This is a genomic window from Pseudomonas sp. ESBL9 (assembly GCF_036668715.1).
Taxonomy (GTDB): domain Bacteria; phylum Pseudomonadota; class Gammaproteobacteria; order Pseudomonadales; family Pseudomonadaceae; genus Aquipseudomonas; species Aquipseudomonas lundensis.
Genome location: NZ_JAZEVV010000004.1, coordinates 241,000 through 265,265, shown reverse-complemented (window position 1 = coordinate 265,265; position 24,266 = coordinate 241,000). Strand labels below are relative to the sequence as shown.

General features: G+C 57.6%; 26 protein-coding genes and 1 pseudogene. 13 read left to right on the top strand and 14 right to left on the bottom strand.

The window, feature by feature from the left end; translation table 11 throughout:
* Positions 1–21 precede the first annotated feature (21 nt).
* The gene (locus tag V6F78_RS13570; protein WP_047277021.1) at positions 22–975 is read left to right on the top strand and encodes a YihY/virulence factor BrkB family protein; all 954 of its coding nucleotides are present in this window, start codon (positions 22–24) and stop codon (positions 973–975) included.
* Between the two features lie 2 nt (positions 976–977).
* A complete protein-coding gene (gene def / locus V6F78_RS13565) occupies positions 978–1,517 on the top strand; it encodes a peptide deformylase (RefSeq protein WP_047277019.1) in 540 nt (179 codons plus the stop codon).
* 46 nt (positions 1,518–1,563) lie between these two features.
* On the opposite strand, the gene V6F78_RS13560 is transcribed toward def, so the two are convergent.
* Positions 1,564–1,974, bottom strand: coding sequence for a GNAT family N-acetyltransferase (locus V6F78_RS13560; protein WP_047294998.1), 411 nt, complete (start codon positions 1,972–1,974; stop codon positions 1,564–1,566).
* Between the two features lie 294 nt (positions 1,975–2,268).
* Here V6F78_RS13560 and V6F78_RS22450 point away from each other — a divergent pair.
* Both V6F78_RS22450 and V6F78_RS22445 read left to right on the top strand, forming a co-directional pair.
* Positions 2,269–3,039, top strand: a pseudogene (locus tag V6F78_RS22450) (PAS domain-containing protein); the annotation flags it as partial.
* Complete coding sequence (locus V6F78_RS22445; protein WP_371057814.1) at positions 3,016–3,588, top strand: methyl-accepting chemotaxis protein; 573 nt, start codon at positions 3,016–3,018, stop codon at positions 3,586–3,588. The pseudogene V6F78_RS22450 and the gene V6F78_RS22445, both read left to right, overlap by 24 nt.
* 40 nt (positions 3,589–3,628) lie before the next feature.
* On the opposite strand, the gene V6F78_RS13550 is transcribed toward V6F78_RS22445, so the two are convergent.
* The gene (locus tag V6F78_RS13550; protein WP_047294993.1) at positions 3,629–4,093 is read right to left on the bottom strand and encodes a hypothetical protein; all 465 of its coding nucleotides are present in this window, start codon (positions 4,091–4,093) and stop codon (positions 3,629–3,631) included.
* Between the two features lie 152 nt (positions 4,094–4,245).
* On the bottom strand, positions 4,246–5,277 hold the full coding sequence (locus tag V6F78_RS13545; protein WP_047294991.1) for a LacI family DNA-binding transcriptional regulator: 1,032 nt from the start codon (positions 5,275–5,277) through the stop codon (positions 4,246–4,248).
* A 226-nt stretch (positions 5,278–5,503) separates the two neighbouring features.
* On the opposite strand from V6F78_RS13545, the gene V6F78_RS13540 reads away from it, so the two are divergent.
* Together V6F78_RS13540 and V6F78_RS13535 are read left to right on the top strand one after the other, a co-directional pair.
* Positions 5,504–6,037, top strand: a complete 534-nt coding sequence (locus V6F78_RS13540) for a gluconokinase (protein ID WP_047294989.1) — start codon at positions 5,504–5,506, stop codon at positions 6,035–6,037.
* Between the two features lie 85 nt (positions 6,038–6,122).
* Positions 6,123–7,475: a GntP family permease gene (locus V6F78_RS13535; protein ID WP_047277009.1), complete on the top strand. Its 1,353-nt coding sequence runs from the start codon at positions 6,123–6,125 to the stop codon at positions 7,473–7,475.
* Positions 7,476–7,522: 47 nt separating this feature from the next.
* Here the strand turns inward: V6F78_RS13535 and alaC are convergent, their stop codons facing one another.
* The 6 genes from alaC to V6F78_RS13505 form a co-directional block, all read right to left on the bottom strand.
* The gene (gene alaC / locus V6F78_RS13530; RefSeq protein WP_047277007.1) at positions 7,523–8,731 is read right to left on the bottom strand and encodes an alanine transaminase; all 1,209 of its coding nucleotides are present in this window, start codon (positions 8,729–8,731) and stop codon (positions 7,523–7,525) included.
* A gap of 171 nt (positions 8,732–8,902) precedes the next feature.
* Positions 8,903–9,406, bottom strand: coding sequence for a GNAT family N-acetyltransferase (locus V6F78_RS13525; RefSeq protein WP_047294987.1), 504 nt, complete (start codon positions 9,404–9,406; stop codon positions 8,903–8,905).
* Positions 9,407–9,470: 64 nt separating this feature from the next.
* Entirely contained in the window at positions 9,471–10,298 is an 828-nt protein-coding gene (mddA, locus tag V6F78_RS13520) for a methanethiol S-methyltransferase (RefSeq protein ID WP_094990395.1), read from the bottom strand.
* Positions 10,299–10,425: 127 nt separating this feature from the next.
* Positions 10,426–11,613, bottom strand: coding sequence for a GAF domain-containing sensor histidine kinase (locus tag V6F78_RS13515; protein ID WP_070413901.1), 1,188 nt, complete (start codon positions 11,611–11,613; stop codon positions 10,426–10,428).
* A gap of 154 nt (positions 11,614–11,767) precedes the next feature.
* Positions 11,768–12,073 carry a PepSY domain-containing protein gene (locus tag V6F78_RS13510; protein WP_095008434.1) on the bottom strand — a complete coding sequence of 102 codons (306 nt, stop codon included), beginning with the start codon at positions 12,071–12,073 and terminating at the stop codon, positions 11,768–11,770.
* Between the two features lie 104 nt (positions 12,074–12,177).
* Complete coding sequence (locus V6F78_RS13505; RefSeq protein WP_047294979.1) at positions 12,178–13,305, bottom strand: glycerophosphodiester phosphodiesterase; 1,128 nt, start codon at positions 13,303–13,305, stop codon at positions 12,178–12,180.
* A gap of 233 nt (positions 13,306–13,538) precedes the next feature.
* Here V6F78_RS13505 and V6F78_RS13500 point away from each other — a divergent pair, with 233 nt between their 5' ends.
* On the top strand, positions 13,539–13,865 hold the full coding sequence (locus tag V6F78_RS13500; RefSeq protein ID WP_047278132.1) for a DUF2025 family protein: 327 nt from the start codon (positions 13,539–13,541) through the stop codon (positions 13,863–13,865).
* Between the two features lie 217 nt (positions 13,866–14,082).
* Here V6F78_RS13500 and V6F78_RS13495 read toward each other — a convergent pair whose 3' ends face one another.
* The 5 genes from V6F78_RS13495 to V6F78_RS13475 form a co-directional block, all read right to left on the bottom strand.
* Positions 14,083–14,400, bottom strand: coding sequence for a helix-turn-helix domain-containing protein (locus V6F78_RS13495; protein ID WP_047276994.1), 318 nt, complete (start codon positions 14,398–14,400; stop codon positions 14,083–14,085).
* A 252-nt stretch (positions 14,401–14,652) separates the two neighbouring features.
* Positions 14,653–15,903 carry a ribonucleotide-diphosphate reductase subunit beta gene (locus V6F78_RS13490; protein ID WP_047276991.1) on the bottom strand — a complete coding sequence of 417 codons (1,251 nt, stop codon included), beginning with the start codon at positions 15,901–15,903 and terminating at the stop codon, positions 14,653–14,655.
* A gap of 503 nt (positions 15,904–16,406) precedes the next feature.
* Positions 16,407–16,703 (bottom strand): hypothetical protein, encoded by a 297-nt coding sequence (locus V6F78_RS13485; RefSeq protein WP_047294977.1) that lies wholly within the window; start codon positions 16,701–16,703, stop codon positions 16,407–16,409.
* A 115-nt stretch (positions 16,704–16,818) separates the two neighbouring features.
* Positions 16,819–17,082, bottom strand: coding sequence for a DUF2790 domain-containing protein (locus V6F78_RS13480; RefSeq protein WP_047276988.1), 264 nt, complete (start codon positions 17,080–17,082; stop codon positions 16,819–16,821).
* 71 nt (positions 17,083–17,153) lie between these two features.
* Positions 17,154–17,402 carry a hypothetical protein gene (locus tag V6F78_RS13475; RefSeq protein WP_139048411.1) on the bottom strand — a complete coding sequence of 83 codons (249 nt, stop codon included), beginning with the start codon at positions 17,400–17,402 and terminating at the stop codon, positions 17,154–17,156.
* Positions 17,403–17,500: 98 nt separating this feature from the next.
* Between V6F78_RS13475 and acs the strand changes: the two genes are divergently transcribed.
* The 6 genes from acs (at position 17,501) to V6F78_RS13445 (ending at position 24,174) form a co-directional block, all read left to right on the top strand.
* Positions 17,501–19,456 carry an acetate--CoA ligase gene (gene acs, locus V6F78_RS13470; RefSeq protein WP_047294975.1) on the top strand — a complete coding sequence of 652 codons (1,956 nt, stop codon included), beginning with the start codon at positions 17,501–17,503 and terminating at the stop codon, positions 19,454–19,456.
* 556 nt (positions 19,457–20,012) lie between these two features.
* Positions 20,013–20,795: an ABC transporter substrate-binding protein gene (locus V6F78_RS13465; RefSeq protein WP_047294973.1), complete on the top strand. Its 783-nt coding sequence runs from the start codon at positions 20,013–20,015 to the stop codon at positions 20,793–20,795.
* Positions 20,796–20,885: 90 nt separating this feature from the next.
* Positions 20,886–21,575, top strand: a complete 690-nt coding sequence (locus tag V6F78_RS13460) for an ABC transporter permease (protein ID WP_047276980.1) — start codon at positions 20,886–20,888, stop codon at positions 21,573–21,575.
* Positions 21,572–22,270: an ABC transporter permease gene (locus tag V6F78_RS13455; protein ID WP_047276978.1), complete on the top strand. Its 699-nt coding sequence runs from the start codon at positions 21,572–21,574 to the stop codon at positions 22,268–22,270. Before V6F78_RS13460 ends, V6F78_RS13455 begins: the two co-directional genes overlap by 4 nt.
* A gap of 3 nt (positions 22,271–22,273) precedes the next feature.
* On the top strand, positions 22,274–23,386 hold the full coding sequence (locus tag V6F78_RS13450) for a succinylglutamate desuccinylase/aspartoacylase family protein (RefSeq protein WP_094990216.1): 1,113 nt from the start codon (positions 22,274–22,276) through the stop codon (positions 23,384–23,386).
* Positions 23,387–23,409: 23 nt separating this feature from the next.
* Positions 23,410–24,174, top strand: coding sequence for an ABC transporter ATP-binding protein (locus V6F78_RS13445; RefSeq protein ID WP_047276975.1), 765 nt, complete (start codon positions 23,410–23,412; stop codon positions 24,172–24,174).
* The last annotated feature ends 92 nt before the right edge of the window (positions 24,175–24,266 follow it).

The following is a 24,266-nucleotide window of genomic DNA, read 5'->3' as shown; positions in this document are numbered from 1 at the left end:
TGAGCGGCGAAAGGAGACGCTATGTTATTTCCGGTCTTGAATGGCCTGCCGTTGGGCAAAGTGTTGATCCGTACGGTCAAGGAATTCATTGACGATGAGATGTCGACGTACGCCTCTGCGTTGGCCTATCAAATGTTGTTTTCGTTGTTCCCGTTCATTCTGTTTCTGATCGCGCTGATCGGCTTTTTGCACCTGCCGGACTTCTTCAGCTGGCTGCGCCTGCAATCCGAACTGGTATTGCCGCCGCAGGCGCTGGAACAGGTCAACCCGGTGATCGACCAGTTACAACAGTCCAAGGGCGGTTTGCTCTCGGTGGGTATTGTGATTGCCTTGTGGACCGCCTCGGCCGGTGTGCGCCTGATGATGAGCGCCATGAACGCGGCGTATGACGTGGTAGAAGGGCGGCCTATCTGGAAGCGTTTGCCGCTGTCGATTTTTTACACCATCGGTCTTGCGGGCATGTTGCTGGCTGCCGCCGCGTTGATGGTGCTGGGCCCGCAAGTGATGAGCTGGCTGGCGGGGCAGGTCGGGCTTGAAGAATTTGTGGTGACGCTGTGGACGATCCTGCGCTGGCCGGTGATCGTGCTGCTGATGATGGTTGCCGTGGCGGTGATGTATTACGTGATGCCCGATGTCGAACAGAAGTTTCGTTTCATTACACCGGGCTCGGTATTGGCCGTGGTGGTGTGGATCGCCGCGTCGTTGGGGTTTGCCTTTTACGTCAAGACGTTCGCTGATTACAACGCCATGTACGGCAGCATCGGGGCAATCATCGTGCTGTTGTTGTATTTCTACATCTCGGCAGCCGTGCTGCTACTGGGGGCAGAAATGAACGCAGTGATCGAGCACATGTCCGCCGAAGGCAAGGACCCGGGTGAGAAAACGTTCGATGAAGCGGACGATCCCAATCCCAAGCAACATGTTTCCGGCCTTGGCCGCGACCATTCCCTCACATCCCCCTCAGATGAAGCCTGACTATGATTCGTGAAATTTTGAAAATGGGCGATGAACGTCTGCTGCAGGTCGCCAAACCTGTGCCGGATGACATGTTCGACTCGCCCGAGTTGTGGCAATTAATCGATGACATGTTGCAAACCATGGAACATGCCGGTGGCGTCGGTCTGGCTGCGCCGCAAATCGGGGTGGATCTGCAACTGGTGATTTTCGGGTTCGAACACAGTGAGCGTTACCCGGATGCCGAGGCGGTGCCGCAGACCATTCTGATCAATCCGCTTATCACGCCGTTGAGTCCGGAGGTCGAAGAGGAGTGGGAAGGGTGCTTGTCGGTGCCGGGTTTGCGCGGCGCGGTGGAGCGTTACCAACGGATCCGCTACGAGGGCTTTACGCCTAAAGGCGAACCGGTTGTGCGCGAAGCGCAAGGGTTTCACGCACGGGTGGTGCAGCATGAATGCGATCACCTGATTGGCCGCCTCTACCCGTCGCGGATCAAGGACTTCAGCAAGTTCGGTTATATCGAGGTGCTATTCCCGGAGCTGGAGCCTGGCACGCTGGAGTAAACGTCCTGCCTCTGTGGTGGCTGCCTCGTTTTTGTTGGGGCAGCAACTACAGGCCGATCCCCAACGCCACCATCGCTTTGTTACGTTGGTAACGCACCAGCCGCTCATGCAAGGCGTGGGGCAGTCGAGTATCCAGCGAGAACCCCAACCTTTCATAAAAGCCTTGCAACCCTGGGTCGCAAAACAACCAGACCGGCCCGTCGCAGGCCGACACCGCGCGATCAATCAGCGTCGCCGCGACACCTTGTTTGCGCCACTCGGGCGCGACGAACAACCCTGTCAACCAATAGCCGTTTGCCACAGGTCGCAGGCACAGCCCGGCGATGATTTCTTCTTGCCGCGCCACCCACAATTGCGCGTCTTTGACCGCTTTCATTGACGACTGATGGTGGCGGTAAAACTTGTTCATCAATGGCCATAAAGGCGCGTCGAGCAGGCTGTAGACAAGGGCGGTCATGTGGGAACTATCGGTGGTGAAGTCGGGCGCCAGTATATACAAAGGCCTGTGGCGCATCCCGCATCGTCCGTTTGGGAACGTTTTTCAAAACGGGCGGGGCGCCGCAAATGGATGGCCTTTTGCTTGCAACCCTTCGTTGGCTAGCTATGCTCATTAATTACGGGGCGTGAATAACGAATGCTTGAATCCCCCGCGGTGCGTCCGGCTCCAGCGGCATGAGCCTTGCACGCTGATGGTTTGTTGTGTCTTGAAGCTTATGACGTATCAATAGACAGCATCTCCAGGGATTGAGCCATGTTCGATTTACATCGCAAAGCTGACTTGCTTGAAAATCAACGCCTGAGTTGTTCACTCGATGAAATGAAGGCCAAGGTAATGGCCATCAGTCGCTCCATGGCCATCATCGAATTTGCCCCCGACGGCACTATTCTCGATGCCAACGATAATTTTTGCCGGGTCATGGGTTATCCCGTCGAAGAGCTACGCGGCAAGCATCACCGCCTATTTTGCGAAGAGCCTTACACCCGAAGCGAAGAGTACGCACGATTTTGGCGCGCGCTGGGTGAGGGCGAAGCCATGAGTGGCACCTACCTGCGACTCGATAAAAGCGGCCGTGAAGTCTGGCTTGAGGCCAGCTATATGCCGATCATTGGCGCCGACAAGCAGGTCAGCAGCGTGATCAAAGTGGCGGCGGACATCACGCAACGTATCCACACCGAACATGAGAACGAAAGCATCGTGAACGCCTTGAGTCGTTCGATGGCGCTGATCGAGTTTTCGCCGGACGGTTGCGTGATCAACGCCAATCAGAACTTTCTCAGCACCATGCATTATTCGTTGGCAGAGATTGTGGGTCAGCACCATGGCATGTTTTGCACACCGAACGAGCGAGAGTCGGCGCAGTACAAGGCGTTTTGGGCGTCACTCAACCGCGGCGAAGTGCAATCGCGACGATTTGAGCGGCTCGATAAATATGGCCGTCAGGTGTTCCTTGAGGCGTCCTATAACCCGATCTTCGATGCCAAGGGCCGTTTATACAAAGTGGTGAAATTCGCCAGTGATATCACGGCTCAAGTCACCAACCTGCAAACAGCGGCCGAATCAGCCCATGCCACTTCCGTGCAAAACGATGCAAGTGCGCAGAAAGGTTCTGAGGTGGTTCAGCAAACGGTGCAAATCATCGAGGCCATCTCCCAGGACCTGAACGAGGCAGCGCAGAGCATCGATGCGGTTAGCAAGCAATCGGACAGCATCGGCAAGATTGTGCAAACCATTCGCAGCATCGCCGATCAGACCAACTTGCTGGCACTCAATGCGGCCATTGAAGCGGCACGTGCCGGGGAGCATGGGCGTGGTTTTGCCGTGGTGGCCGATGAGGTCAGAAGCCTGGCTGCGCGCACCAGTGCGGCAACCGTGGAAATAGTAGAAGTGGTGCGCAAGAACCACGACTTGTCCCTTAATGCCGTCAACAGCATGCAATCGAGTCTGAGCCGAACAGGATTGGGCGTTGAACTGGCCAATGAAGCCGGGGTGGCGATTCTGGAAATCCAGCAAGGCTCCAGGCACGTGGTAGACGCTATCAGCCAGTTCAACGCCACGTTGCAGTTGCACTGACAGGTCCTTTGCATTGCCTGTCAGCGATGACAGGCAAGACCTAAACCTGCTCTTCTTGCTTGTGTCGGGCACTTTCAGCGTGTTTGAGGGCTTCTGTGTGTTGCATCAAGTCGCTGATCTTGTCGTTGATCGCTTGCTGCTTTTCGGGCGGCATGGCTTTCACGTCGTCCTCAGTCAGGCCCATATCCTTCAAAAATTGTTCGCGAATGCGCTGCGCCACAGGCGTGTCCATGTAGTCCTTGAAGGCTTGGGTGGCAGTTCCTTGGGTGACAGCGGTTTCAGGCACGCTGGCCTGCAACAGCACGCGGGTTTTGGCGAAGGCGGCGTTGATGTTATCGGCCTGAGCATTGCCAGCCGCCGACGTCGGCGTGGCCTGAATATTGGTCAGCGGCTGGCTGTTTTGCAGTTGACCGTTGTACAGCGCGCTGGCGGCCCCTGTGACAGGGTCCAGGTCCGGGCGCTGGGTCTTCAGGAGGGTCGAGGTGTTTTGCGCAGTCACTAGCATGCGTGAGCCCTGTTCAAATCGTGGATAGCCACTTATCGAGCAATTAGCATGCCGGGTACGCTAACCCCCGTCCCGCGCGGGGCCTGGCGGTCAACGGCAAGGCTGGGCGGAGAAACCTTGCCGCGGTTTGCCGCTTTTGGGCCGGTTAAGGATTAACTGCTTTCGCGCACCATCAATTCAAACCCCATGTCTTGCACAGGATTGGCGACTCGATTACCCGCCATCAGGGTCAGCATTTGTTCCGCCGCACGACGGCCAATGGCTTCGCGAGGCGTACGAATGCTGCTGAGCCGCGGCACCATAAACTCGGAGGAGGGCAGGTCGTTGAACCCCAGAATGGCGATTTGTTCAGGGATTTTGATCCCGAACCGCGCCGCTTCCAGCAAGGCGCCGTGGGCAAGGTCGTCATTGCCGAAGAAAATGGCATCCACCTGCGGGTGTGCGGCCATCAACTGCAAGAACAATTCGCCACCCAGCCCCACGGATGAAGGGCGTGGCGTCAGCACTTCAAGGTCCGGGTTGTATAGGCCGACGGCTTGCAGCGCACGCCGATAGCCTTCACCGCGCAGCAAGGTGCGCTGGTCGAGTTGCGCCCCTATATAAGCCAGGTGTTGACGGCCGCTGGAAATCAAATGGTGAGCGGCGGTCTCGCCCGCTTCCAACTGGGAGAACCCGACGCAGTTCAGTCCGGCGCCCGCGTCCAGTTCCATCATGTACACGCAGGGCACATTGCTGGACTCGATCATGCGCCGTGAGCTTTCAGAGCGATCAAACCCGGTCAGCAGCAGCCCGCGCGGCTGGTAGGCCATGTAGTTGCGCAGCAGGTCTTCTTCTTCGTCACGCGAGTAATGGAAGTTGCCGATCAAGACTTCAAAACCCTTGGGCCGTAATACCGAATGGATGGCTTCGAGGGTGTCGATAAACAGCAGGTTGGACAATGACGGGACTAAAACCACCACCGAATGGCTCTGGGCCGAGGCCAGGGCGCGTGCCGCAGGGTTGACCACGTAGTTCAGGTCGGCGGCGGCCTGGCGCACTTTTTCGGCCAGTTCGGTGGCCACACTGCTGATGCCGCGCAATGCGCGCGAGGCTGTAATAGGGCTGACGCCTGCCAGTCGGGCCACTTCATTGAGGGTCGGACGGCCCGTTGTGCGGGTATTTTTATCGTTTTTGACGGAGGTCATCGCGGCTTGCCAAACAAAAAACAAGCCACTAAGGTAGCGCTGTCCACGGATGCCCGCAATTGCCTGATTGTCGGCACTCCGGTTACCCCAGCTTTGTATGTCGAGAGCGTCACCGCGTCTCCCCACAAAAATGAGAAATAGACGTCGGTAGCCCCGGCTTTGTGCTTTGCTTTCAGGTACTGAACGCACGGACAAAGACAGCGCTGTCTACGGACTGAGGTGTTTCATGAGTCAACCTATCACTGCCCTGGTCATCATGGGTGTTGCCGGCTGCGGCAAATCCAGCGTGAGCCAGGCATTGTGCCTGCTCAATGGCGCGACCCCGATTGAGGGTGACGCGTTTCACCCCGCGGCCAACATTGCCAAGATGAGTGCCGGGATCCCCCTGACCGATGACGACCGTGCCGGATGGCTGGCCAGCCTGGCAGACGAGTTGCGCCTTGCCGTTGAGCGGGGCCAGCGCCCGGTATTGACCTGCTCGGCGCTCAAGTTGCGTTATCGCGAGCGTCTGCGCAGCGCCGTCGACGGTTTGGGCTTCGTGTTCCTTGAGTTGACGCCCGAAGTAGCGGCAGATCGGGTGGCTCATCGCCCCGAGCATTTCATGCCCAAAACCCTGATTGACAGCCAGTTCGCTGCCCTTGAATCGCCGGTCAATGAACCTCTGGTGTTAACCCTGAACGCGGCCACCCATGATATCGATGAGCTGGCGTCTCAGGCCCGCGATTGGTGGCATGAACATTCGTTGCAGACAACCCCATGATTTCGCTTAAAAAAGACAGCGCTATCCGACTCATCCCCGGCTGCACATTCGCGCCCGATAACAACAACAAGCCAGGAGACGCCCCATGCTAGGCATGTCCCAGAACACCTTTCTACTGCTTGACGCTGTCGTCACCATCATCGGGTTGATCGTGTTGATCACCCGGTTCAAGCTGCATCCGTTTATCGCGTTGATTATTGCCTCGGCGTTCCTCGGCCTGACCTCGGGCATGCCTACCGACAAAATCATCAAGTCTTTTCAGGACGGGTTCGGTGGCGTGCTGGGCTTTGTCGGCATCATCCTCGCGCTGGGCACCATGCTCGGCAAAATGATGGCCGACTCAGGCGGGGCCGATCAGATCGCCCGCACCCTGATTCGCGCGTTCGGTAAAGAGCGCGTGCAGTGGGCGATGATGTTCGCTGCGTTCCTGGTGGGCATTCCGCTGTTTTTCGAGATCGGTTTTGTCCTGCTGATTCCGTTGGTGTTCATCGTGGCGCGCCGCACCGGGGTGTCGTTGATCAAGATCGGCATTCCGCTGCTGGCCGGTTTGTCTGCCGTCCATGGCCTGGTGCCACCGCATCCGGGACCGTTGCTGGCCATTGGGGTCTTTGGCGCAGACATCGGTAAGACCATTCTGTATGGCCTGATCGTTGCCTTGCCGACGGCCATCATCGCGGGGCCGATTTACGGCAGCTTTATCTCCAAATACATTCCCGGCAACCCGTCCCAGGAGCTGGTGGATCAACTGGCCAGCGAGCCGGAATCCAGCAGCCTGCCGAGTTTCGGCATCACGCTGGCCACTGTGTTGCTGCCGGTGTTCCTGATGTTGCTCAAGACCTTTGCCGACGTGGCGTTGCCCGACGGTAACTTCTTCCGCGGCTGGATGGACATGATCGGCCACCCGATCACGGCGCTGTTGCTGGCCTTGCTGCTGTCGCTGTACACCTTTGGCGCGCGTCAGGGCATCGACTCCAAGCGCATCCTCAAATTGCTGGACGCGAGCCTGGCGCCGACGGCGGCGATCATTTTGATCATTGGTGCTGGCGGTGGTTTCAAGCAAATGCTGGTGGCCAGCGGTGTGGGCGACGTGATCGGTCACATGGCGGTGAATGCGCAAATTTCGCCGATTCTACTGGCGTGGCTGGTGGCGGCGGTGATTCGGATCGCGACCGGTTCCGCGACCGTTGCAACCATCACCGGGGCAGGCATTGTGCTGCCGGTGGTGGACTTGATTCCGGGCGTGAACCGCGAGCTGCTGGTGCTGGCGACGGGCGCAGGTTCGTTGATCCTGTCCCATGTGAACGATGCGGGGTTCTGGCTGGTCAAGCAGTACTTCAACATGACCGTGGCTGAAACATTCAAAACCTGGACCGCGATGGAAACCATTCTGTCGGTGGTCGGTTTGATCTTCATCCTGCTGCTGTCGCTGGTGGTTTAAGCCCCCAGCCCCCGCCGGCGCGAATGCGTTCGCGCCGGCGGGGTCTTTCAGTTGGCGCTCACGCCATCTGCACGGAACATGGCACGAATGCCGCGCACCGCCTGACGAATTCGATCCTGGTTTTCGATCAGCGCAAAGCGCACATGGTCATCGCCATATTCACCAAATCCTACGCCCGGTGAGACGCAGACTTTGGCGTCCGCCAACAGCTTCTTGGCGAATTCCAGCGACCCCATGGACGCGTAGGCCTCAGGGATCTTGGCCCACACATACATGGACGCTTTCGGGTTTTCGACCATCCAGCCCAGCTCATGCAGCCCTTTGACCAGCACGTTACGGCGCTGGCGGTACTGCTCGGCAATGTCTTTCACGCACTGTTGATCGCCTTCCAGGGCGGCAATGGCGGCGACTTGCAACGGTGTGAAGGTGCCGTAGTCGTGGTAGCTCTTGATGCGCGCCAGCGCGCTGACCAGTTCGGCATTACCCACCATGAAACCAATGCGCCAGCCTGCCATGTTGTAGCTTTTTGACAGGGTGAAAAATTCCACGGCGATGTCTTTTGCCCCCGGCACTTGCATGATCGAAGGGGCCTTCCAGCCGTCGTACACGATGTCGGCGTAGGCCAGATCGTGCACCACCAGCACGTCATATTGTTTGGCCAGCGCCACCACGCGCTCGAAGAAATCCAGCTCAACGCACTGCGCGGTGGGATTGGACGGGAAGCCCAGAATCATCATTTTTGGCTTGGGAATCGATCCGCGGATGGCTTTTTCCAGCTCGGCGAAAAAGTCTACGCCGGGAATCAGTGGCACTGACCGCACTTGCGCGCCCGCGATGACAGCCCCGTAGATGTGGATCGGATAGCTGGGGTTGGGCACGAGCACCGTGTCGCCCTGATCCAGCGTGGCCAGCATCAAATGCGCGAGGCCTTCCTTGGAACCGATGGTGACAATGGCTTCGTCTTCAGGGTCGATGTCGACGTTGTAGCGATCGGCATACCAGCGGGAAATAGCCCGGCGCAGGCGTGGGATGCCGCGCGAAGTGGAGTAGCCATGGGTATCTTCGCGTTGTGCGACCGTGCAGAGTTTTTCAACGATGTGCGGCGGTGTCGGGCCGTCAGGGTTGCCCATGCTGAAGTCGATAATGTCTTCGCCACGGCGCCGCGCAGCCATTTTCAGCTCGGCGGTGATGTTGAACACATACGGGGGGAGTCGATCGATGCGCGCAAAGCGGCGCGGCGAACCTTGGTCTGCCATGTTGGCCTCTGATACGTAAGCGCCCGGAACCGTCCGAGCGACGTGGACCACTGCGGTGGTCCGGGCCAAACAATAAGGTCGATGCTGACCTTTTGTCTAGATACAGTCAGTGGCTATTTTTCGATGAAACAGGTGGATTTTGTTGTGTACGGGTATTTGGCACCGATGCAATTAACCCGCTCGCTGTCCCGCCAAGTCAGTGTCCAGCGCCAAGCTTAAGCACCGCTCGCCCTGGTACGCCTCACCCCCTTCAATCCAGCCCTGGCCCTTGTAAAAATGCAGGGCTGGCGCGTTGAACGGGCTGACGGAGAGCATCAGTTGGTTGATCTCTGGCCAGTAACCGTGCAGTTGCTGTGCTAACAGGTTGAGGCAGGTTTTGCCGATCCCTTGGCCCTGGAGGCGTTTGTCGACCTGAAACGCATGCACGGTGGCGCTGCCCGGTTCGGCCCAATGCGCCAGCAGCGGTGCGCGCTTGAGTAATAAAAATGCCACGGGCAGGTCATCGGCCAGCAGCACGAACCCTTTGATCCCGGCATGTGGGGTCGCGGGCAGGGAGTACAGGGCGCATTCAATGTCGCCGCAGTAGGGGAGCTGCTCCGGATGGACGTTGATGGCACGCAGTTGCTGGCGTTGTTCAGCCGTCAGGTCATCGTAAGTGCAAAGGCGGGTTAGCATGGCGAGGTCTGTCTTGGCGCAATGGAAGAGCTCACAGGTGAGCGTTCAAGCTGTGCGCCAGTGTCTACTCATCCTCGCTGCAAATACATCCTTTTTGCGGGCTCAAGACCGGGAGTTTTCTGCGACCGACAAACGGGATGAGCCTGCCGATGCGTTGTTGGTAACGCCGGTAGGGATCGCCAAACAGCTCCAGCAGATCTTTTTCCTCAAGTCGGCTGCCAATCACGATATACAGCGTGCAGGTCACGGCGAACACCAGTCGCCCGACGGTCATGTGCGGCGTCGCCCAGAAGGCCATCAGAAAACCGGCATACATCGGGTGTCGCACCCATTTGTACAGCAGCGGGGTTTTGAAAGAGGTATCGGGTGCTTTTAACCGCAGAACAGTGTCCAGTGCCTGCTTGATGCCGAACAGTTCAAGGTGGCTGATCAGAAACGTAGCCACCAGTACCAAGGCCCAGCCCAGCCAATACAGGCTTGTCAGCAGGGCGACGGCCAAAGGGGACTCAATGCGCCACACGGTGATGCTGACCGGTTGCCACAGCCAGATCATCAGCGCCAGCACCGCACTGCTGAACAGCACATAGGTTGCGCGTTCAATCGGTGCCGGCACAAACCTGAGCCACCAGTGTTTGAAGGCTTTGCGCGCCATACCGCTGTGTTGAATGGCGAACAGGGTAATCAGCAGCACATCGATCACGATCGCCCATGGCCAGGACACCCGGCTGACGGCGGTATCGATGCCTTTGGGCACGCCAATCGAGCTGAGAAAGCCGATGAAGTAGATAAAAACCAGCAGAAACAACGCGTAACTCAGAAGGCTGTAGGCCAAAGCAGCAAGTTTGCCCGCGAGGGTGGAAATGGACGATTCCAAGCGTGTATTGCCGTGCATGATCGACGCCTTTCGAACAGGGCAAAGAGACCACCATAGCCCAGCGTAGACGCCTCAGGCTGCCATTGGTCGTTTCGAAAAGATGCTGTGTTTAATGTACTGACCTCACCTGCACAGGAACACACCCTTAGCGCCGGGCGCCCAACGGCAGGTGGAAAGCAAAGACGGTGCCGTGTTCTTCACAGGAGGACACCTCGATATGGCCGCCGTGCGATTGAGCGATCTGGCTGGCGATGTACAGTCCCAACCCCAGCCCGGCTTGTGGCGTGTCATTGGCGGGGCGCGAGTAGGGCTGAAACAGTTGTGCCTGGACGTGGGGCGGAATCGGGTTGCCCTGGTTGGTTACTTTCAGAGTGAAGAGGTCATCGTTCACTTGAGCCTGCACTTCGACCACCCCGTGGGTTGCGCCATGGTTGATGGCATTGGCCAGCAAGTTGGACAGCAATTGCGCCAATCGACCGCTGTCACAATGCAGCCCATCAATGGGGCCGATGTCAGCCTCAATCTGGCGCTGCGGGTGAACACTCTGGACTTCCGAGATGACATGGGTAAACACGTCATTGAGGTCGGCAGAGTCATGCAGTGTCAATGGAATACCGGCCCCCAGGCGCCCTCGGGCAAAGTCCAGTACATCTTCAACCAGCCGTGCGGCACGTCGGCCGCTGGTCAGAATGTGCTGCACCAGATGATCGGATGCAGGGTTAGGGTGTTTGCGTAGCAGTCGTTCGGCGGCGGTGGTAATGGCGAACAGCGGGTTGCGCAAGTCATGGCCCAGCACGGCAATAAACTGCTCGCGCAATTCGGCGGTTTCACGTTCCCGAAGCAGAGCGGTTTCGGTGCGTTGCTGGTGTTCTTCGGCGTCCATTTGCAACGAGATCAGTCGGGCGAACGACTCCAGCGTGGTCTGGATGGTGCTGCTTTTAAGTTGCGCGGGTTCAGGGTCCAGCGCGCAGATGGTGCCGAAAAATCTGCCGTCGGTACGGAATACCGGCACCGTGATGTAGCTTTCGAAACGGTACAGCTTGGGGGTGTGATGGTTCTGGTAGTGCGGGTCTGTACTGACGTTATCGATAATGATCGGCTGATGCGACCCCATGCTTTCAAAGCACAAGGTGGTGGCCAAATCCAGTTCGCCGCCGGGTTTTAACCCGAACCCGAGTTTGTCGAGCACGGCACACGCCGTCCAGCTGGTGGCGGTCACGCGGGCGATGGCCGCGAATCGCATGCCGGTCATTTCACTGATGACTTGCAACATGGCCGGCACTGCACTGATGCGATTGATCGTTGCGATGTCAGTTTCTACGCCTTGCACCATGGATCGGGGTCTCGGTTGAACGGGGTAGGGGCAATTTTAGCGAGAACTCGCTTATGCGCTACAACTGAGGCGATATTTTATAAAAAGAGGGGGCTCCGACATAAAAAAACGCGCCGCTCTAGAAGAGGGCGCGGTTTTTTATTAAACGCTTAACTCAGGTGTCTTGTTTATTCTTCAATACTTCACCTGTTTTGGCGTCCAGTTCAACATCCCACTTGAGGCCCTGGGCGTCACGCACTTCAACTTCATACACCAACTTGCCGTATGAGTCATCAAGTTCAGTGTCCAGAATAGTGGCACCCTTATGCTGGGCCAGCGCCTTCGCATTCAGCGTCTCAAAAGAGGTGATTTCACCCTTCTTGAGCAACTCGGGAATGTGGTCCGGACGAACATCGGCTTGAGCCAGACCGGCAGTCAGTGTCAGGGCAGCAGTGGCAAACAATACGCTAAGTGCTTTCATGTTTAATTCCTCTTGGGTGAGCTGTTTAAGTGGGGCCAGATTAAACATCGCAACTTAACTCACCCTTAATTTCTGCCCTGAAACTGAAGAAAGCCTCAAATCGATCAGTAACCGTTCTTTTCGAGCAATTGGTTAACCGTTAACGGCGCCGGGCGTTGATAGAACTTCAGCAGCTCGGAGGCGCGGTTGGTAAAGATGCCGTCTACGCCAGAGTGCATGACATGCTTGAAGTCCGCCGGCTCATCAATGGTGTACACGTGTACCAGCATGCCCTTGTCGTGGGTCGCTGTGTTCATCCAGGGCTGGACCAGGTCGAAGTAGCTCTGATCGCCACCGGCCGCCAGCGCAGCCGAAGGCCCGGTACCGATGGCCCCGTGGGCTTTGGCAAAGTCCAGCCAGCGTAGGAACTCGGCTTTGTCCTTGGGTTGCTGTTTGGCGTAATAGGCGGCTTTATCTTTCTCGCCAGAGTCGGCAAAACTCACGTCGGAGTTGGGTGCCATACCCCCTTCACCCACCCATAACAGCAAGATTTTAGGGGTGTCGGGCATTTCTTTTTGCAGCAGTTCAAGGCTGCTTTTCTCAAAGGTTTGCAGGATGACGCGGCCTTTGCCCTGACCCACGCCTGGTTCGCCGCTGACCGTGGTGACAGGTTGCAGCCAGCCGCGCTTGCTCAGCGCGTTTTTAAGGTCATGTTCAAGGCCCGGGAACTGCTTGGGCTCCTTGGTCTCGATGTACAAACCGGGTGTGTGCTGAGGGCTGGCCTCGGCGATGTCGATGATTTCATCCAGAGTCAGGATTTGCAGACCCTTATAAGACGGCCGAGCGCGCTCAGGGTAGGCCGCGTTGAACCAGCTGCCCGCATCCAGGGTTTTCAGCTCGGCCATGGTGAAGGCGTTGGCCGGGCTGTCTTTGCGCTCCGGGAATTTTGTCGCGACGTCGGTGGTGCGCAACAGGCTGTTGTCATGCAAGGCAAACAACACACCGTCTTTACTGCGCTGCAGATCCATTTCCAGGTAATCAGCCCCCAGGTCGCGGGCAACGGTGTACGCCGCTGCCGTGGATTCAGGGGCGTCGAATGATGCGCCGCGATGGGCGATAACGGCCGGCCGCGGGATGCCCTGAGCCTTGGCCAGTTCCGCTTGAACCGTGTCAGACGGGCGGGCGGCGTGTGCGCCGCTCATGCCCAGCAACAGGCTGAGGAGCAGGGCGCTTTTGCCAAAAATATCCGGCATGGGGTGAGTTCCTTTCGATCGGTAAAATTAAGGGCGTCTTTTTAACAACTGACAGCCTCGGGGGCTATCGAGAACCCGACATAAATGTGCGTGAGGGGCAATTTGCTGCGCTTTTAAGGTGTGATCTGCAGTATTCTGGCGCGCAACAGCGTCCCCGGCAGAGGGAACACACCTTCATCCTTGCGTGTAAACCATCGTCCTAGAGCCTTTAGCGCTCATTAGTGAGGTTTACCATGCGCATCACGTCTGAACTGATCTGCCAGGCCGCCGATCAACTTAACGGCTTCGTTGGTTTCAATCGTAAGACAGGCCAGCACATTGTCCGTTTTAGTGAAGATTCCTTCGGGATGGACGTCGCCGACGACAACATCACCCCCACCAGCGAATTTGTCTGGCAAGCCGGGGATGCCGACACCATGACCCTCAAGCGCGAGCTGGTTCAGTTGCTGCTGGATCAAAACATCGATGACCGGCTCAACATCACTGAGCCGTTGCGCGTGTACATGCGCAGGCAGGATGTTCCTGAAATCAGTGCCGTACGACGTTGCGTTACCCCTTAGGTGAGCAGGGCGCGTGTTTATCGGGTGGGGGGGCGCAACGCGGGTTCTGGAAACAAATCGGCCGCAGCGGCACTGACTTTGTGGCAGCCGGTCTTTTTGGCAACTCACAACGTCACGCTTGATCTGGCCTTCCCTGGCCAGTACACGCGGTTTGATCGGGTGCCTGCCCACGCCAGGCAGCATGGCTGGCGTGGCGTTGAATCTGTATCGCCCGGGGTTACTCGATCATGGCGTAATCGCCGCGACCGATCGGGTTCGGTGTCGTGCCGCGAATGTTCTCGCCTCTGCCGGGAGCGAAACCTGGAAAGAACACCAGTCCTTCAGCCTCAAGGCGGTGAGCCAGGGCCAGCAGGGTGACGTCGCGAATGGGTTCGCCGGACTCAAAGCGTTTAATGGCCGCTACCGAAACACGGGACGCTTCGCTCAGTCGTTCAAAGCTCCAGCCCAGCATTTCGCGTGCCTGAGCGCAGTGCAACGGGGTGAATTGGTTGAGTACGATTTGCTCAAGCGTATTGCGCATCGCTGAGTTCGACATGGGGATTCTCCGGGGCTGGGTCTATGCTTGAAAAAGTACTGTGTTTTTATACAGTTGTTTCAAGCGTGGATCAAATCCATTTTTTTGATCTTTTCCCGCCACGAGATCCCGACCCCACCCCTTGATGTGAGCCGATGTGCCCAAGCCATGATCTGTCGAATATTTCGATTGAATTGGCGGCGTTTGCCCGGCCACAAAAAAGGCTGCCCGTGGGGGCAGCCTTTCAAGGTCAGCGTTTAACCGCGCCGGGTATCAGTCCCAGCTCAGTGCGCCGCCCGTTTGGTACTCGATCACGCGGGTCTCGAAGAAGTTTTTCTCTTTCTTCAAGTCCATGATTTCGCTCATCCACGGGAACGGGTTGGTCGTGCCCGGATACTCTTCTTTCAAGCCGATTTGCGACAGGCGGCGGTTGGCGATGAACTTGAGGTAGTCCTCCATCATCGCTGCGTTCATGCCCAACACACCGCGCGGCATGGTGTCACGGGCGTATTCGATTTCCAGCTGCGTGCCTTGCAGGATCATCTGCGAGGCTTCTTCCTTCATCTCGGCATCCCACAGGTGCGGGTTTTCGATTTTGATCTGGTTGATCACGTCGATGCCGAAGTTCAGGTGCATGGACTCGTCGCGCAGGATGTACTGGAACTGCTCGGCAACCCCGGTCATCTTGTTGCGGCGGCCCATCGACAGGATCTGGGTGAAGCCGCAGTAGAAGAAGATGCCTTCCAGAACGCAGTAGTAAGCGATCAGGTTGCGCAGCAGTTCCTTGTCGGTTTCAACGGTGCCGGTTTCGAACTTCGGATCGGAGATCGAACGGGTGTACTTCAAGCCCCACGTGGCCTTTTTGGCGACCGAAGGAATCTCGTGGTACATGTTGAAGATCTCGCCTTCATCCATGGCCAGCGATTCGATGCAGTACTGATAGGCGTGGGTGTGGATCGCCTCTTCGAACGCCTGGCGCAGGATGTACTGGCGGCATTCCGGGTTGGTGATCAAACGGTACACGGCCAGGACCAGGTTGTTGGCAACCAGCGAGTCGGCGGTGGAGAAGAAGCCCAGGTTGCGCATCACGATGCGGCGTTCGTCGTCGGTCAGGCCTTCCGGGTTTTTCCAGAGGGCGATGTCGGCGGTCATGTTGACTTCTTGCGGCATCCAGTGGTTTGCGCAGCCGTCGAGGTACTTCTGCCAGGCCCAGTCGTACTTGAACGGCACGAGCTGGTTAAGGTCGGCGCGGCAGTTGATCATCATCTTTTCATCAACGGCTACACGAGCGCTGGCGCCTTCGAGCTCGGCCAGGCCTTCAGCGATATCAAGGTTGTCCAGTGCGGCCTTGGCACGCTTGATGGCCTCGGAGTCACTGGCCGTGACAGCGCGAGCCTCAAGTGCCGCAACGCCGCCGGCGGTGTCCAGGCGGTCCATGTTGGCTTCGGTTGCGTGACCGGCATTGGCGCCTTTGACGGCGACTTCGCCTTCATCTTCTTTATCGAATTCGTCCCAGCTCAGCATGACGTGTCGTCTCCTGCGTGAGGGCCTGACGCCCGTGTGATAACGCTTAATGGTTGAGTTGTCACACGGCCATTGGCCGCTTGGATCTAAGGAATGTTGCTTGCAGCAGCGGTAAGCGCACGCAAAAACATGAATGTATTCGTAGGGTTGGCCCGCTGTCGCTGAGGGGATGCAGTGGTTTGTGCATCGCAGCCTGGCCTTGGGCCGGAGCAGCGTGGGTTTATAACCCGGGAAGGGGATATATCAAGCCCTTTTGACGGCGGGAGTATACGGGTTTTGTACAGGGTATTTCAGCCAGTTTTTTTCCGCGGATGCGACGAAATGCCCTGATTTTAGGGTGGACTTGGGCGAGGCAGCGGCTGGGCGAGGGTTTGCCGCAGGCAGATTATTTTTGCGTGGGTCTTGCCGGGGTGTGTGCAGGGCGAGGTGAGGCCGGGAGGGGGGTGTTTGCCGTTCGGGGGGACTAAGCCCGGTCGAAACCGGGCGTTAAGTCACTCGCGGTGTCAGCTCAAGCGATGACCCTGGGTGCGGTCATAGCCATCTTCGGCAAAAGAGGCCGAGCGGGTGTTGTCGTAACCATCTTCGGCAAAGGAGGCCGAGCGGGTGTTGTCGTAACCGTCTTCGGCAAAGGAGGCCGAGCGGGTGTTGTCGTAACCATCTTCGGCAAAAGAGGCCGAACGGGTGTTGTCATAACCGTCTTCAGCATAAGTGGCTGAATGAGTGCGGGTGTAACCGTCTGCTGCAAAGGCAGCACTTGCCAGTACCGATAGACTAAAAGCCAATATCAGCGAGCGTTTCATGTACGAGTGTCCTGAGTGGTGACTGGCGGGCATTAACGCAACACGTATATAACCTTGTGTGCCGTTAAAGTTGCGCCCTGAATAAATAAGTAGGGCTTTAACTTAAAACAGTAAGTTAGCCGTTCGAGCAGCCATTACCCATGACGCGGTATTCCAGGGTGTGCTGCATACCGTGGGAGTCTTCGTACACCATTTGTGCGGGCACTACTTCGCACACATTAGGCACTTCAGTCATGGAAATAACTTTGGCAATGTCCAGTTCGGAAGAGTAGGAGTAGTGTTCTACGGCAGGTTGCTGGCTGGAAACCGGGGTGTTTGATTCATCCGCCATGGCGGTTAAACACACACTGCTGAGGGCCAGAACTAACAACGCTTTCATTTCAGGGTTACCTGTTTTTGGTCGAGTGGGGGCACGTAGCCCTTATGAGGCCACGTGTGAAACTTGATGAGTTAAGTGCGACTGAACGTGCCTTCGTGGGGGCTGTAACTTGCGTTAATCGCGGTGCCTTGGTTGGCGAGAGGAATTTTATGCCTGCGCCTGGCCTGCATATAGAGGGCGTTTTGATAAAGACTGTTGACAGATTCTGCAACAATCGCCGAAAACAGCAGGGCAAGGCAGTCTGGCGGCGCGGCTTTTGACGGGGAGGTGTGCTGTAAGTGGCGAGCTTGAGCCTTCTTGATAAATATGACGTTTTTCAAGCAGGTTTCTTACTACCAACGTCGAATGGAACTCACGCGGTGGCCCGGCTACAACAGGGTCATAAAACAACAACTACAAAAAAATTGAGGTGTGGAACATGAGTGCAGCTTCCCTGTATCCCGTACGCCCCGAGGTCGCAGCCAACACGCTGACCGATGAGGCGACCTACAAGGCGATGTACCAGCAATCTGTCGTCAACCCGGATGGTTTCTGGCGCGAGCAGGCCAAGCGTCTCGACTGGATCAAGCCTTTCACCACGGTCAAGCAGACCTCTTTCGACGATCACCATGTCGACATCAAATGGTTTGCCGACGGCACCCTCAACGTGTCCTATAACTGCCTGGACCGTCATCTGGCCGAGCGCGGCGATCAGGTGGCGATTATCTGGGAGGGCGATGACCCTTCCGAGCAGCGCAACATTACCTACCGTGAACTGCACGAAGAAGTGTGCAAGTTGGCGAACGCCTTACGCGGTCAGGACGTACACCGTGGCGACGTGGTGACGATCTACATGCCGATGGTGCCCGAGGCGGTGGTGGCCATGCTGGCCTGTACCCGTATCGGTGCGATTCACTCGGTGGTGTTTGGCGGCTTCTCGCCTGAGGCGCTGGCCGGTCGCATCATCGACTGCAAATCCAAGGTGGTCATTACCGCCGACGAAGGTATTCGGGGCGGCAAGCGCACGGCGCTCAAGGCCAATGTCGACGAAGCGCTGACCAACCCAGACACCTCCAGCGTGCAAAAGATCATCGTGTTCAAGCGCACCGGCGGTGACATTGCCTGGTACAAACACCGTGACATCTGGTACCACGACCTGATGGCCGTCGCCTCAACGCACTGCGCGCCAAAAGAGATGGGCGCTGAAGAAGCGTTGTTCATCCTTTATACCTCCGGCTCCACCGGCAAGCCCAAGGGCGTACAGCACACCACTGGTGGCTACCTGCTGTATGCGGCCCTGACCCATGAGCGCGTGTTCGATTACCGCCCGGGCGAGGTGTATTGGTGCACGGCCGACGTGGGCTGGGTCACCGGTCATACCTACATTGTCTACGGGCCGCTGGCCAACGGTGCCACCACGGTGCTGTTTGAAGGGGTGCCGAACTACCCGGACATCACCCGTGTGTCGAAGATCATCGACAAGCATAAGGTCAACATCCTCTACACCGCGCCTACCGCCATTCGCGCCATGATGGCCGAGGGGCAGGCAGCCGTTAAAGATGCAGACGGGTCCAGTTTGCGTTTGCTGGGGTCGGTGGGCGAGCCGATCAACCCCGAAGCCTGGAGCTGGTACTACACGACCGTCGGCAAAGAGCGCTGCCCGATTGTCGATACCTGGTGGCAGACCGAAACCGGTGCGTGCCTGATGAGCCCGCTGCCGGGCGCGCATGCCCTCAAGCCCGGTTCGGCGGCACGGCCGTTCTTCGGAGTGGTGCCTGCGCTGGTGGATAACCTGGGCAACATCCTCGAAGGCGCCACCGAGGGCAATCTGGTGATCCTCGACTCGTGGCCGGGTCAGTCGCGCACGCTGTACGGCGATCACGACCGCTTTGTGGACACCTACTTCAAGACCTTCCGCGGCATGTACTTCACCGGTGACGGCGCCCGCCGTGACGAAGATGGCTATTACTGGATCACCGGGCGTGTGGATGACGTGCTTAACGTTTCCGGGCACCGCATGGGCACGGCTGAAATAGAAAGTGCGATGGTTGCGCACCCTAAAGTTGCCGAGGCCGCCGTCGTTGGCGTGCCGCACGACATCAAAGGGCAGGGCATTTACGTCTACGTCACGTTGAATGGCGGGGAAGAGCCCACAGACGCACTGCGTCAGGAGTTGAAAAACTGGGTCCGTAAAGAGATCGGTCCCATTGCGTCGCCGGATGTCATTCAGTGGGCGCCGGGCCTGCCCAAGACCCGTTCGGGCAAAATCATGCGCCGCATTTTGCGCAAGATCGCCACGGGTGAGTACGACGGGCTGGGGGATATCTCGACGCTGGCCGATCCGGGCGTGGTGCAGCATTTGATTGAAACCCATAAAGGCATGAAGGTCGCGTAACACCGGCTGGCATTAAACAAGCCCCGCCTGGCACTGTCAGACGGGGCTTTTTTGTGGTTGATCCAAAGGGTGGGTGTGTAGGAGCAGGCTGGCGCGCAGTAGGTTTGCTCCTGCGCAAAGCGAAGAGGTGTTACCGCGTGTGTAACCGGGTGCCCGAAAACGGGGCTTTGCGAAACGAAGAGCACCGTTTTGGCGCCGCCAGTGCGGGCCAAATAAATTAGATGAAACGCTGCACTTGCCGGAATAGAAGGCTTTGCGAATAATAGGCCCGCTATTTGCAACTCATATAGGTTCTGCACCTTTTGCTCTTGCATGATTTTGAAGAGCTGTCAATGCCTGGAGTCGCCTTTCTCGGTGCATTTGTAATTAGTTGTCGCATTGAAGAAATAACGGCTTGAAGCCTGTCGTTAGAATGCCGATCACTCGCTCGTCGTCGTTGTTGTGTTGACCTCAGCACAACGCCAGTAGGACGTGGCGCCGCATTCCCGGTTTAACCTCCGCATATTGGGCTCACGCTCACTCTGCATTTTTTGCCCTTTACCGATGGAGTCCTAAGATGAAGAAACTCGTGCTTCTTGGCGCCCTGGCACTGTCTGTGCTGTCCCTGCAGGCTTTTGCTGATGAAAAACCTCTGAAAATTGGTATCGAAGCTGCGTACCCTCCGTTTGCCTCCAAGGCTCCGGATGGCAGCATTGTCGGCTTTGACTACGACATCGGTAACGCCCTGTGCGAAGAGATGAAGGTCAAGTGCGTTTGGGTTGAGCAAGAGTTCGATGGCCTGATCCCGGCGCTGAAAGTGCGCAAGATCGACGCCATCCTGTCCTCGATGTCCATCACCGACGACCGTAAAAAATCCGTTGATTTCACCCATCGTTACTACCTCACTCCAGCACGCCTGGTGATGAAGGACGGCACTGCCGTCAGCGACAGCCTGGATGAACTCAAAGGCAAGAAAATCGGTGTGCAACGTGGTTCGATCCACGACCGTTTTGCCAAGGAAGTGCTGGCGCCTAAAGGAGCCACTGTTGTTCCTTACGGTTCGCAGAACGAAATCTACCTTGATATCCAGGCCGGTCGCCTTGATGGCACCGTTGCCGACGCCACCCTGCTGCAAGACGGTTTCCTGAAAACCGACGCAGGTAAAGGTTACGCGTTCGTAGGCCCGCAATTCACCGACGTCAAATACTTTGGTGACGGCGTAGGCATCGCGGTACGCAAGAACGATGCGCTGAAAGACAAGATCAACGCGGCCATCGACGGTATCCGTACCAACGGCAAGTACAAGCAGATCCAGGACAAATATTTCGACTTCGATATTTACGGCGCTGACGCGAAGTAAACCATCGCAGCACCCTGTCCGAAATGGCGCAAGCAACAGGATTTCTGAAGTTTGCGCCATTTTTTCATCCAAATTTTGAGGACCTGAATCATGTTGAAAGGCTACGGGGCTGTCATCCTCGATGGTGCTTGGCTGACGCTTCAGCTCGCCTTGTCGTCCATGGCCCTGGCCATTGTTCTAGGTCTGATCGGTGTTTCTTTGCGCCTGTCGCCGGTGCGCTGGCTGGCCTGGTTGGGCGATTTGTATTCCACTGTCATTCGCGGCATTCCCGATCTGGTGCTGATCCTGCTGATTTTCTACGGCGGTCAGGACTTGCTGAACCGCGTCGCGCCCCTGTTGGGGTATGACGATTACATTGATTTGAACCCGCTGGCGGCCGGTATCGGCACCTTGGGTTTCATCTTTGGTGCGTACTTGTCCGAAACCTTTCGGGGTGCCTTTATGGCCATTCCCAAAGGGCAGGCCGAAGCCGGCATGGCGTATGGGATGAGCAGCTTTCAAGTGTTTTTCCGGGTGTTGGTGCCGCAGATGATTCGTCTCGCGATCCCGGGCTTTACCAACAACTGGCTGGTGTTGACCAAAGCCACGGCCCTGATCTCGGTGGTCGGGTTGCAAGACATGATGTTCAAGGCCAAGCAGGCGGCAGATGCCACTCGCGAACCTTTCACCTTCTTTCTGGCCGTCGCGGCGATGTACCTGGTGTTGACCAGCGTATCGCTGTTGGCGTTGCGACAACTTGAGAAGCGCTACTCGGTAGGCGTTAAGGCGGCTGATCTATGATCTTCGACTACAACGTCATTTGGGACAGCATGCCGCTGTACCTTGATGGCCTGCTGGAAACCCTCAAGTTGCTGGGTATTTCACTGTTCTTCGGCTTGCTGGCGGCCGTGCCGCTGGGGCTGATGCGCGTCTCCAAGCAGCCGCTGGTCAACTTCCCGGCCTGGCTCTACACCTATGTGATTCGCGGCACGCCGATGCTGGTGCAGTTGTTCCTGATCTACTACGGGCTGGCCCAGTTCGATGCAGTGCGCGACAGTTTCATGTGGCCGCTGTTGTCCAGCGCCACGTTCTGCGCCTGTCTGGCCTTTGCCATCAACACCAGCGCCTACACCGCCGAAATCATCGCCGGTAGCCTCAAGGCCACGCCCCACGGCGAAATTGAAGCGGCCAAGGCGATGGGCATGTCGCGCGGCAAAATGTACCGCCGCATTCTGTTGCCGTCGGCCATGCGCCGGGCGCTGCCGCAGTACAGCAACGAAGTCATCATGATGTTGCAGACCACCAGTCTGGCGTCCATCGTGACCCTGATCGACATCACGGGTGCGGCGCGTACCGTGAATGCGCAGTACTACCTGCCGTTCGAGGCCTACATCACCGCCGGTGTTTTCTACCTGTGCCTGACGTTCATTCTGGTGCGCCTGTTCAAACTGGCCGAGCGCCGCTGGCTGGGCTATATGGCCCCGCGCAAGGCTTGACCCATGGAACGTATCGATCATCCCTTGCCCTGGAGCAGTCTGGGCACCGAGCGTCATCTGTCGGTGTTTCGTTTTGGCGCGGGTGAGCGCAAGGCCTACATTCAGGCCAGCTTGCACGCCGACGAACTGCCCGGTATGCGTTGCGCCTGGGAGCTGAAAAAACGCTTGAGTGCGCTAGAAGCGCAAGGGTTGTTGAACGGCGTGATCGAACTGGTGCCCGTGGCCAATCCGCTGGGGCTCGGGCAATTGCTGCAAGGCAATCACCAAGGGCGTTTCGAGTACGGCAGCGGCAAGAACTTCAACCGCGATTTTGTCGAGCTGAGTGCGCCGGTTGTGGCACGGCTTGAAGGGCGCCTTGGGGATGACCCACGCGCCAATGTTCATCTGATCCGTCAGGCCATGCGCGACGTGTTGTCTGAGCTGCCACCTGCGACCAGTCAGTTGCAAGGCATGCAGCGTGTGCTCCTGAGCCACGCCTGTGATGCCGACGTGGTACTCGACCTGCATTGCGATGCCGAAGCGGCCCTGCACATGTACGCCTTGCCCCAGCATTGGCCGCAGTGGCGCTCGCTGGCTGCGCACCTGAATGTGCGGGTTGGCCTGCTGGCTGAAGATTCGGGCGGCAGCTCTTTTGACGAAGCGTGCTCCTTGCCCTGGTTGCGTGTGCAGCGTCACTTTGGCGACGCGCCCATTCCGCTGGCCTGCATGGCCACTACGGTGGAGCTGGGTGGGCAGGCAGACACCGGTCGTGATGAAGCACAGTTCTATGCCGAAGGGATTCTGGCGTTTCTCGCCGAGCAAGGGCTGATCGGCGGGCAATGGCCGGCTGCGCAGCATGAGGCGTGTGAAGGCATGCCTTTCGAAGGGACTGAGTTGTTGTTTGCACCGCACCCCGGTGTGGTGAGTTTTTTACGTCCGGCGGGCGCCTGGGTTGAACAAGGCGAGCCGCTGTTCGAAGTGATTGATCCTTTATCCGACCGGGTGAGCACGGTATGCGCAGGTACGGCCGGTGTGCTGTTTGCCGTTGAGCGCCTGCGATATGCCCAACCCGGTTTCTGGCTGGCCAAAGTGGCGGGGCGCGAGCCGCTGCGCCACGGGCGCTTGCTCAACGACTGACTGTTTCTGTGAGAACCGACAGCATGTACAAACTTGAAGTCCAAGACCTGCATAAACGCTATGGCAGTCACGAAGTGCTCAAAGGCGTTTCGCTGGCCGCCAAAGCGGGCGATGTGATCAGCATCATCGGTTCCAGCGGTTCCGGTAAAAGTACGTTTTTGCGCTGTATCAACCTGCTTGAGCAGCCCCACGCGGGCAAAATCCTGCTTAATGGTGAAGAGCTCAAGCTCATTGCCAACAAGGACGGCGGGCTTAAGGCCGCTGACCCTAAGCAACTGCAACGCATGCGTTCGCGGTTATCGATGGTGTTTCAGCATTTCAACCTGTGGTCGCACATGACCGCGCTGGAAAACATCATGGAAGCGCCGGTGCATGTACTGGGCATGTCCAAAACCGAAGCGCGGGAAAAAGCCGAGCACTACCTGAACAAGGTGGGCGTTTCCCATCGCAAGGAGGCTTACCCTGGCCACATGTCGGGCGGCGAGCAGCAGCGGGTGGCCATTGCCCGTGCGCTGGCGATGGAGCCGGAAGTCATGCTCTTCGACGAGCCGACCTCGGCCCTCGACCCGGAGCTGGTGGGCGATGTGCTGAAAGTGATGCAGGATCTCGCGCTTGAAGGCCGCACCATGGTGGTGGTGACTCACGAAATGGGCTTTGCCCGCGAAGTGTCGAACCAGTTGGTGTTCTTGCACAAAGGGATCGTGGAAGAAAGCGGCAACCCGCGCGAAGTACTGGTCAATCCGCAATGTGAACGTTTGCAGCAGTTCCTCTCAGGTAGCCTGAAGTAACTGTGATTTCAAGACTGCCGTTGTGCACCAAAATAGGTCATGCTCCGCATCCTGCGCGGCTGGCCTAGGCTGAGTGTCTGGCGCATGTGGTT

Coding starts and splice junctions, on each gene's coding strand:
- V6F78_RS13455 (WP_047276978.1), top strand. CDS start 21,572: ATGATCTTCGACTACAACGTCATTTGGGACAGCATGCCGCTGTACCTT.
- V6F78_RS13560 (WP_047294998.1), bottom strand. CDS start 1,974: ATGACCGCCCTTGTCTACAGCCTGCTCGACGCGCCTTTATGGCCATTG.
- V6F78_RS13490 (WP_047276991.1), bottom strand. CDS start 15,903: ATGCTGAGCTGGGACGAATTCGATAAAGAAGATGAAGGCGAAGTCGCC.
- acs (WP_047294975.1), top strand. CDS start 17,501: ATGAGTGCAGCTTCCCTGTATCCCGTACGCCCCGAGGTCGCAGCCAAC.
- V6F78_RS13545 (WP_047294991.1), bottom strand. CDS start 5,277: ATGACCTCCGTCAAAAACGATAAAAATACCCGCACAACGGGCCGTCCG.
- mddA (WP_094990395.1), bottom strand. CDS start 10,298: ATGCACGGCAATACACGCTTGGAATCGTCCATTTCCACCCTCGCGGGC.
- V6F78_RS13535 (WP_047277009.1), top strand. CDS start 6,123: ATGCTAGGCATGTCCCAGAACACCTTTCTACTGCTTGACGCTGTCGTC.
- V6F78_RS13485 (WP_047294977.1), bottom strand. CDS start 16,703: ATGAAACGCTCGCTGATATTGGCTTTTAGTCTATCGGTACTGGCAAGT.
- V6F78_RS13480 (WP_047276988.1), bottom strand. CDS start 17,082: ATGAAAGCGTTGTTAGTTCTGGCCCTCAGCAGTGTGTGTTTAACCGCC.
- V6F78_RS13450 (WP_094990216.1), top strand. CDS start 22,274: ATGGAACGTATCGATCATCCCTTGCCCTGGAGCAGTCTGGGCACCGAG.
- def (WP_047277019.1), top strand. CDS start 978: ATGATTCGTGAAATTTTGAAAATGGGCGATGAACGTCTGCTGCAGGTC.
- V6F78_RS13500 (WP_047278132.1), top strand. CDS start 13,539: ATGCGCATCACGTCTGAACTGATCTGCCAGGCCGCCGATCAACTTAAC.
- V6F78_RS13570 (WP_047277021.1), top strand. CDS start 22: ATGTTATTTCCGGTCTTGAATGGCCTGCCGTTGGGCAAAGTGTTGATC.
- V6F78_RS13465 (WP_047294973.1), top strand. CDS start 20,013: ATGAAGAAACTCGTGCTTCTTGGCGCCCTGGCACTGTCTGTGCTGTCC.
- V6F78_RS13460 (WP_047276980.1), top strand. CDS start 20,886: ATGTTGAAAGGCTACGGGGCTGTCATCCTCGATGGTGCTTGGCTGACG.
- V6F78_RS13510 (WP_095008434.1), bottom strand. CDS start 12,073: ATGAAAGCACTTAGCGTATTGTTTGCCACTGCTGCCCTGACACTGACT.
- V6F78_RS13525 (WP_047294987.1), bottom strand. CDS start 9,406: ATGCTAACCCGCCTTTGCACTTACGATGACCTGACGGCTGAACAACGC.
- V6F78_RS13550 (WP_047294993.1), bottom strand. CDS start 4,093: ATGCTAGTGACTGCGCAAAACACCTCGACCCTCCTGAAGACCCAGCGC.
- alaC (WP_047277007.1), bottom strand. CDS start 8,731: ATGGCAGACCAAGGTTCGCCGCGCCGCTTTGCGCGCATCGATCGACTC.
- V6F78_RS13540 (WP_047294989.1), top strand. CDS start 5,504: ATGAGTCAACCTATCACTGCCCTGGTCATCATGGGTGTTGCCGGCTGC.
- V6F78_RS13495 (WP_047276994.1), bottom strand. CDS start 14,400: ATGTCGAACTCAGCGATGCGCAATACGCTTGAGCAAATCGTACTCAAC.
- V6F78_RS13445 (WP_047276975.1), top strand. CDS start 23,410: ATGTACAAACTTGAAGTCCAAGACCTGCATAAACGCTATGGCAGTCAC.
- V6F78_RS13505 (WP_047294979.1), bottom strand. CDS start 13,305: ATGCCGGATATTTTTGGCAAAAGCGCCCTGCTCCTCAGCCTGTTGCTG.
- V6F78_RS13515 (WP_070413901.1), bottom strand. CDS start 11,613: ATGGTGCAAGGCGTAGAAACTGACATCGCAACGATCAATCGCATCAGT.